We start from the raw sequence: 6,483 nt of genomic DNA, 5'->3' as shown, positions 1-6,483 counted from the left end.
GGAGGTCCTGCCGTTCTCGCTGAAGCGGCTGCGCGCGGCGGTACGGAGGCTGGACGCGGGGACGGTGACGGTCAAGAAGCGGGGGTCGGCCGTGGACACCGAGAAACTGCGCCGGGACCTGCGGGCGTCGGGGCCCGAGTCGGTGACGGTCGTGCTCACGCGGATCGGGGAGCGGCCCTTCGGCCTGCTGTGCCGCGAGGTGGCGGGCGATACCCCGAACGGGTGAGGTCGAGGGGGCTGGAGTGCGCCGCGAGACCCCCAGATCACGAAATCCGCCCAGATCGTTACCTTCCGCACCCAGATCTTTGGCCATCCCCTGGGGACGGAGGGGCGGGTGTCGTTAAACTGACCGCGCTGCATTCTTTCCCTTCTCATGGATTTCCCCGGAAGGCCATGTGTGTTGACCCGCCCCCGCGGCTCGACCGAAGCATGGACCTTGCCTCCCGCGCACACGCTCAGTCACGCCCCAGTCACGATGACGCCGTACTGGTGTGAGAGCGCCGCCCACCCGGGGACCATCGAGAACCCGAGCCGTCCGGAACCCACCGTCCACTCCCCCGGACGGATACGGGAGCGCCAGAGAAATAAGGAGCACCTCGGTGGAACAGACCAATCACAACTTCCTCAACGGGGGAGGTCAGGCCGGGATCTCCGACCGGATGCGCGACCTGCTCTCCCAGGCCGCGCAGGAGCACGTCTCCGAGCAGAAGTCGCAGGGCGCGGTCAGCGAGGAGATGCGCCAGCGCCTGGAGGGCATGGAGTGGCTTCTGCGCGAACTACGCGAGCGTGAGCTCACCGCCCTCACCGAGTCGGTCTCCACGGTCAACAGCCGCGTCGACGACTTCCTGGCCCGACCCCCGGAGTGGGCGGAAACCCTCGCCGAGCACATCGAGGTCGTCGGCCAGCAGGTCAAGCCGCTGTCGGACCTGCCCTCCCTTCGCGCGGACACCAACCGCATCGCCGGTCACCTGGACACCGCGCTCGCCCGTCTCCAGCGGATGGCCGAGACCGGTAACCGCACCGCCGAGCAGGTCACCGAGCTCGGTGAGCGCCTGGAGGGGCTGAGCACGACCTTCGGCGAGCGCCTGGACGCCCTCGACACCGCCCTCGCCTCCCTCACCGCCAAGGCCGAGGCCGTGGAGACGTCGCTGTCCGCGCTGTCGAAGGCCTCCGACAGCCGCCACGAGGCCCTCACCACCGCGGTCGGCGAGAGCCGCACGGAACTGGCCGAGGCCCTGGCCAGCGGGAAGTCGGAGCTCTCCGAGGCCCTGGCCGAGGGCCGTACCGAACTGGCCGAGGCCGTCGCCGCCAGCCGCGAGAGCCTCACCAAGGCCGTGGACGAGAGCCGCGAGGCCCTGACCGCCGCCGACACCCGGCTGGGCGAGACCGTCACGGCCAAGGTGGAGGAGGCCTCCGGCGAGCTGCGCTCGTTCGTCGAGGAGCGCGTCGAGAAGCTGCGCGCCTCCGTGGAGGAGCGCACCGCCGAGCAGCACGAGACGCTGCTGTCGCGCCTCCAGGAGAACACCGGTGAGCTGGGCGAGCGCACCTCCGCCCTCGCCGAGGAACTGGGCAGCCTGGCCACCGCCTCCGGCGAGCGCCACGAGACCCTCACCGCCAAGCTCACCGAGAGCGTCAGCCACCTCAGCACCCAGGCCGAGGAGAACAACGCCGAGACCACGGCCGCCGTCGCCGACGTCACCGGTGCGCTCGCCAAGCTGCGTGAGGACCACGAGTCGTCGCTCACCGAGCTGCGGTCCCACCTGCGCCAGCGCCTGGCCGAGATCGACGAGCAGATGGAGCTGGGCCGCACCGAGGCACGGGAGCAGGCCGAGGCCGACGCCGAACGGCTGCGGGAGTCGGTGGCCAAGCGCACCGACGCCCTGGGCGCGCGGATCACCGAGGACGCCGAGCGCGTCACCGCCGACTTCGCCGAGCTGCGGACGTTCGTCCACGAGAGCAGCACCAGGCTCGCCGCCGAGACCGAGGAGCACGCGCGCACGCTCACCGAGTCGCTCACCGAGCAGGCGGAGGCGCACCGGACGGCCCTGGACGAGCGGCTGGAGCGCCAGCGCGAGGCCCTGACGGGCAAGGTCGACAACCACCTGTCGCAGATCACCGGCAAGGTGGACCACGAGCTCGGCCGCCTCACCGACCGCTTCGACACCTTCGAGGGGCACTTCGAGGGGAGCTTCGAGGGCGTCGAGGGCAAGCTCGACCGCATCGACGGCCGGATGGACGGCGTCAACGGCCGCCTGGACGGTCTCGACGGCCGGGTCAACGGCGTCGAGGGCCAGTTCGAGGGCGTCAGCGGGCACTTCGAGGGCGTGGACGGCCGTATGGAGGCCCTCGACGACCGGTTGGAGGCGCTCAACCAGCGGCTCAACCAGCTGCCGCAGGCCCTGGAGGTCAGCGAACTGCACCGCCGCCTGACCGAGCTGGTGGACCGGCCGCAGCTGGACCACACCGGCAAGCTGGACGAGATCGACGAGCACGTCACCTCGTCCGTGACGCCGGTGCTGCGCGAGCTCAAGCAGCGCCCGGACCGGCACGAGCTGGAGGAGACCGTCACCGAGGCGGTCGAGAACTCGCACGACGACATCACCAAGCGGTTCTCCTCCCTGGAGGAGACGGTGCTGGCCCTGGCCGAGGCGCTGCTGCGCCCGGGGCGGGACGGCAAGAAGAAGCGCCGCCGCGACGATGACGAGGACGACGAGTAGGCCGCCCGCCCGGTGAGTTCCGGGCGGGCAGGGGCCGGGGGCCGGGACACCGCGGGTGTCCCGGCCCCGTCGCGTTCTCCTCGGGATGGCCGACCGCGTGTCACCGGCGTTCGGGGAGCGTCCGCTGACGGCCTCAGAGGTGCGTGAGGTCCTTCTCGGCCCGTGTCCGCCACCAGGAGACGCCCAGGAGGACGGCTGTCGGCACCAGTGCGGCCTCGGCCATCCACAGGTCGAGGAACACGGGGATCGCCGTGGCCGCCATCGCGATCACACAACCGACCAGTACCGGCCGGGATCGGCCGTCACCCCGGGCCAGTGCCGCCCCGAGTCCGCTCGCCACCGCAGTCACGGGCAGGAGCGGCCCCACCCCCAGCATCAGGGTGATGCCTGCCCCGAGCTCGGGTTGATCGATGAGGATGGCCAGGAGCAGGCCGTTGCCGCCCGCCACGGCCGCCAGTGAAACCAGCGTGGTCCACGCCGCCACCGCCACAGCGGGATGCGGTGTCCGCGCGGGGCCGTCCGTCCGTGCCCGCGAAACGGCCGCCGCGAGGCAGGGCAGCAGGGCGGCCGACGCGGGCGCGGCCCACATGAGGAGGTAGGGCCAGGGATAGGGGGCCACCGGAGACGACAGCAGGTAGTGCGCCAACCCCAGGGCGGGCCCCGCCGCGCATCCCACGACCGTCGGCAGCGGTCGGCCCCTCTCCCGCGCGGCGCGCAGACCCAGCCAGGCCATGGCCGCGCTGAGCAGCAGGAGGACGTGCGCAGCCAACACCGGGAGGAGGGGCGGCGGGGAGGGCGCGAAGAGCAGGACGAGGCAGAAGGACGGTACCGCGACGGCGGCTGCCGCGTACCACGTCGAGCACAGGGCCGCGCTGTGGCGGGCGACCGACCACAGGATGTCGGTCCGGGGAGAAGGGGGGACCGGGGGGTGGTGGATGTGGTGCGTCACGTTCCCTGCGATCCCGGCGACCGGAGCCCGGTTCGTCCGGGCCCCGGAACGCCGGAACGGCCTCCGTGCGCCCGTCGGTGTCAGACCGTGAAGACGATCTTGCCGAACTGCTCCCCGTCGGCCATCGCCTGGAAGCCCTCCTTGGCCCGCGCCAGGGGCAGTACCCGGTCGATCTCGGGCCGCACGCCGGTGCGCACGCACATCTGGGCGAGGGCGGCCAGCTCCTCCCGGGTTCCCATGGTGGAGCCGATGACCCGCAACTGGAGGAAGAACACCCGGTTGAGCTCGGCCGGGGGCGCGTCACCGCTGGTCGCGCCGCAGGTGATGACGGCTCCGCCCGACTTCAGGGAGCGCAGCGAGTGCTTCCACGTGGCCTGGCCGACCGAGTCGAAGACGGCGTCCACCTTCTCGGGCAGGCGTTCGCCCGTGGGCAGCGCCGCGTGGGCGCCCAGCGCCAGAGCCCTGATCCGCTTCTCCTCGCTGCGGCTGGTGGCGTAGACGCGGTGCCCGACCTGGGCCGCCAGCCGGATGAGCGCCGCGGCCACGCCTCCCCCCGCACCCTGCACGAGCACCGTGGAACCCGGCCGCAGGTCGGCCTTGCCGAAGAGCATGCTGTAGGCGGTGAGCCACGCGGTGGGCAGGCAGGCGGCCTCCTCGAAGGACAGCTCCGCCGGTTTGGGCACCAGGTTGCCCCGGGGCACCAGGACCTTCTCCGCGAACGTGCCGTCGTACACCTCCGAGAGCAGCGAACGGCGGGGGTCTCGCGTCTCGTCGCCGCCCCCGGCCGCTGGGTCGCCGACGACCCCGTGGACGATGACCTCACGGCCGTCCTCGTCCACACCGGCCGCGTCACAGCCCAGGACCATGGGCAGGCGGTCCTCGCCGAGACCGACACCGCGCAGGCTCCACAGGTCGTGGTGGTTGAGGGAGGCGGCCCTGACGTCGACCGTCGTCCACCCCTCCCGGGGCTCGGGGTCGGGGCGTTCACCCGCCTCCAGGCCGGAGACGGGGTCGTCGGGCGCGATGCGTGCTGCGGTGATAGCGAACATACCCCGAAGCCAACCACGGCGACCGAATCCGGTTCCACCCCAGGGGCACCGAAACGCCAGGCGGGGCGGCGCCGGCCCCGCCCCGAAGAGCGACCGGGCCGCGTCACTGGTCGGTCAGGGACTCCGTGATCGAGGCGCGGGCCGCCATGCGGGCGGGCAGTACCCCCGCGAGCAGCCCGACCGCCACGGCGCACGCGAGGAAGAGCGCGATGTCACCCGCAGGAAGGGCGAACAGCGTTCCCTCCAGCATCGTCCGCCCCGCGAGGGCACCGAAGACCACGCCCAGGACGACGCCGACGACCGCGCCGATCCCCGAGACGAGCGCGGCCTCGACCGCGAGCATGCGGTACATCTGTCCACGCGACAGACCCAGGGCCCGCAGGAGCGCGGACTCACGGGTGCGTTCCAGGACCGACAGGGCCATGGTGTTGGCGATACCGAACACCGCGATCACGATCGTCAGCCCCAGCAGCCCGACCACGGCCAGGAACAGCCGGTCCATCATGGCCGTGTACTGCTCCTTGATCGCGGCGGAGTTGCTCAGCGCGACGGTCGGCTCGTCGGCGATCACCGCCTCCAGCTCGGCGCGCGCCCGCTCCGAGGGCACGCCGTCGGCCAGGACCACGTACACCGTGTCGTCGCTGACCCGGTCGAAACCGGAGGCGAAGTCCGTCAGCGGAAGCGTGACCTGCGGAAGGATCGTCTGCCTTTCGACGACCGCCGCGACCTCGACCTCGCGTTCGCCCTCCCCCGTCTCCACGGCGATCGTGTCGCCCACGCCCGCGCCCAGGTCCGCGGCGGCGTCCTCCCTCAGCACCGCGGTCCCCGCGGCGCCGTCCGGGTCACCCTCCAGCACCGCCTCACCGACCGCCTCCCGGAGGGAGACACCGGTGACCGCGCCCACCCGGACCGTGTGCCCGGAGACCTCGGTGTCGACGCCCCGGACCGTGTGGACGTCGGCGAAGTCGTCGTCGGTCCGCAGTTCCCGCGCTATCCCGCCGGGGATGCCCTCGTCCTCCTCGTCGTAGTACGTGGAGAGCGTGTAGTCGATGGGGAACTGCGTGTCGAGCTTGTGGTCGAGCGTCCTCTCCATGGTGCTGCTGATCACCGAGAAACCGGTGACGAGCGTGATCCCCACGGTGAGGGCGATCATCGCGGTGGCGACGCGCTTGGGACTGCGGCGGGAGTTGTCGGCGGCGAGCGCCCCCGCCACCCCGGTGCGTCGCAGCGGTCCGGCGACCAGCGCCGTCAGGGCGTTCACCAGCACGGGCCCCAGGATCAGCACCCCGACGAACGCGAGCAGCCCCGAGGCGACCACCATGCCCATGGCGGCCTCTCCGGGTTCGGATCGCAGCGCGAACACGCAGACGACGACGGACCCGGCCAGGAGGGGAAGCGACGCCACCACCCGCCGCACACCCGCTCGTCGCTCACCCGGCGCGTGCGCGGTGACACCTGAGCGCAGCGCGGCCAGTGGCGGGACACGGGTCGCGCGCAGGGCCGGTACCAGGGCGGACACCATCGTCACGACGGTGCCGACGGCCAGGCCCGTGGCGACCGCCGTGGGTGTGATGACGGGTGCCGTCGCCATGTCCGGGTTGATCGCGGTGAGCACCGCGAACCCGGCCGCTCCCAGTCCCGTACCGACCGCCACACCGACGGCGGAGGAGAGCAGACCGACGATGAGGGCCTCCAGCAGCACGGAGCGGAAGACCTGGGCGCGTGTGGCGCCGACACAGCGCAGCAGCGCCAACTCCGTCTGCCGCTG

Annotated in this window: 4 protein-coding genes and 1 pseudogene (1 of these 5 only partly in view); 2 read left to right on the top strand and 3 right to left on the bottom strand. The window is 72.2% G+C overall.

The features are described from left to right. Both D455_RS30320 and D455_RS0113510 read left to right on the top strand, forming a co-directional pair. Nucleotides 1-226 (top strand): annotated as a pseudogene (locus D455_RS30320) (class I SAM-dependent methyltransferase); it begins 1,012 nt to the left of the window's first position. Between the two features lie 373 nt (nucleotides 227-599). Beyond that, entirely contained in the window at nucleotides 600-2,717 is a 2,118-nt protein-coding gene (locus tag D455_RS0113510) for a coiled-coil domain-containing protein (RefSeq protein WP_017571250.1), read from the top strand. A gap of 133 nt (nucleotides 2,718-2,850) precedes the next feature. On the opposite strand, the gene D455_RS34170 is transcribed toward D455_RS0113510, so the two are convergent. From D455_RS34170 to D455_RS0113495, 3 genes are all read right to left on the bottom strand, one after another. After that, the gene (locus D455_RS34170; protein ID WP_017571249.1) at nucleotides 2,851-3,666 is read right to left on the bottom strand and encodes a hypothetical protein; all 816 of its coding nucleotides are present in this window, start codon (nucleotides 3,664-3,666) and stop codon (nucleotides 2,851-2,853) included. An 80-nt stretch (nucleotides 3,667-3,746) separates the two neighbouring features. Further along, on the bottom strand, nucleotides 3,747-4,715 hold the full coding sequence (locus D455_RS0113500) for a zinc-binding dehydrogenase (RefSeq protein WP_017571248.1): 969 nt from the start codon (nucleotides 4,713-4,715) through the stop codon (nucleotides 3,747-3,749). Between the two features lie 103 nt (nucleotides 4,716-4,818). After that, nucleotides 4,819-6,483, bottom strand: a 1,665-nt coding sequence (locus tag D455_RS0113495) for an ABC transporter permease (RefSeq protein WP_017571247.1), incomplete at its 5' end; no start/stop codon positions are given.

The sequence above is a fragment of the Nocardiopsis halotolerans DSM 44410 genome, from assembly GCF_000341065.1.
Lineage (GTDB): Bacteria > Actinomycetota > Actinomycetes > Streptosporangiales > Streptosporangiaceae > Nocardiopsis > Nocardiopsis halotolerans.
This window is presented reverse-complemented; position numbering and strand designations above follow the sequence as displayed.